This window comes from Limnospira sp. PMC 289.06 (assembly GCF_032350395.1).
Lineage (GTDB): Bacteria > Cyanobacteriota > Cyanobacteriia > Cyanobacteriales > Microcoleaceae > Limnospira > Limnospira platensis.
This window is the reverse complement of sequence record NZ_JARPLC010000283.1, coordinates 1-1,594: the sequence shown is the minus strand read 5'-3', so window position 1 is coordinate 1,594 and position 1,594 is coordinate 1. Positions and strand designations below refer to the sequence as shown.

At 51.9% G+C, this 1,594-nt stretch carries 1 protein-coding gene and 1 pseudogene; one reads left to right on the top strand and one right to left on the bottom strand.

All coding sequences use genetic code 11. From position 1 onward, the window contains the following. Positions 1-675, top strand: a pseudogene (locus P5674_RS24505) (IS1 family transposase); the annotation flags it as partial. Between the two features lie 285 nt (positions 676-960). On the opposite strand, the gene P5674_RS24500 reads toward P5674_RS24505, so the two are convergent. After that, positions 961-1,227, bottom strand: coding sequence for a hypothetical protein (locus P5674_RS24500; protein WP_014275513.1), 267 nt, complete (start codon positions 1,225-1,227; stop codon positions 961-963). Positions 1,228-1,594: the final 367 nt, after the last annotated feature.

The following is a 1,594-nucleotide window of genomic DNA, read 5'->3' as shown; positions in this document are numbered from 1 at the left end:
ACCGTCAAAAATGGACGGATTCACAACGGCAAACAACGGTTCAAGTGTCGTGATTATGGACGACAGTTTGTTGAACACCCCCACCAAAAAGGTGATTGACCAAGAAACACGGTCTCTGATTGACCGTTTGCCGATGGAGAGAATTCCCCTTGCCGGAATAGCACGGGCCGTCCAAGTGTCTGAGCCCTGGCTGCCAAACTACGTCAATCAGAAATATGCCTCTGTGCCCCGCCAAGTCCAGGTGAGGCGCAAAAAAAAGGGGAGGTTAACGATATCAATGTGATGAATTGTGGTCTTTTCGTACCCTGAGGAAACAAACAGTGGATTTGGTTAGCTCTCGACGTAAAAATCCGTGAGATTGTCGGTGTTTACATTGGTGCACGGGATGAAGCCGCAGCCCGCCAATTGTGGGAGTCATTGCCTCCATATCGCCAATGTGCGGTGGCTTATACCGATTTCTGGGGAGCCTATGAGGCTGTTCTACCGAGTAAACGTCATCAAGGGGTTGGGAAGGATACAGGTTTGACCAGCTACATCGAAAGGTTTAACAATACCTTGAGACAACCAGTGTCTCGCTTAGTACCCAAGACCTTGTCCTTTTCCAAGTGTTTGCAGAATCACATTGGTGGCATTTGGTATTTTATCCATCACTACAACGCATCATTACCTCTTTAGCACTACCCACCCCGGAGCGGATCCCCCACCAGTTGCTTTCACTGAACACTAGTAAGCCACTGCCGACTAGGACCGAGCGGTATTTGGAGCCCGCGCCCGCGATCACCTTTCCTGAACACTAGTAACTTTCGTTTTGGCGCGCGGCGATTACGAGAGGAGCGCCACCACTAAACTTCACTGAACACTAGTAAGCCACTGCGCCCAATAACCTGGCATCCCCATAAGTCAACCCCTCTTGTGCGAAGCACCCAGTAACTAGGCATCCCAACCAAGGCACGCCAAGGACTATCCGCGCCGGCGATCGCCCGAGAATCTAAAAAAACAGAAAACCTTGCCTCCCCACAAATCAACCGCCTCTAAAAACCAGCCAACCGCACCTCCCCACAAGTTAGCCCAAACCAGCCAACTGTCCGCGCCGGCGATCGCCCTACCTCTCAACTCACCCCGACTAAGGAGCATTCCAAAACCCGCCACCCGAAAAGCGATCGCCTCAAGCTCCCCCCATTGGCGGCGGCGGAACCCACCCACCCACGGTATTAAGGGCTTGGTCACAAAGTTAAATTCGTTCCGCTACGCTCCACTCATGGATTTTACCGCTGCGCCCTTAATCCCTCCCCCGGCGCTGCCAAACCCCCGCCACCCGAAAAGCGATCGCCCTACCTCCCTACCAGATTAGAAAAACAGTCAACCGTCCGGAAAAGCGATCGCCTAACCTCCCCGGTAATCTCTAAACTGCAAATACTTTCACTTTAGGAAAATCTCCCCGGTGTCTCTAAACTGGTTATGGTCGAAAGAGAAGTCACCTTCCCCAACTCCAATTCCAAACCGTGCTTGCGAGTTTCCCAGCACACGGATCCTGATGTAGATACCCCTTTTGACATCGGGAACAGGGTAACAACTTCCTGCTTTGTGACTTCAA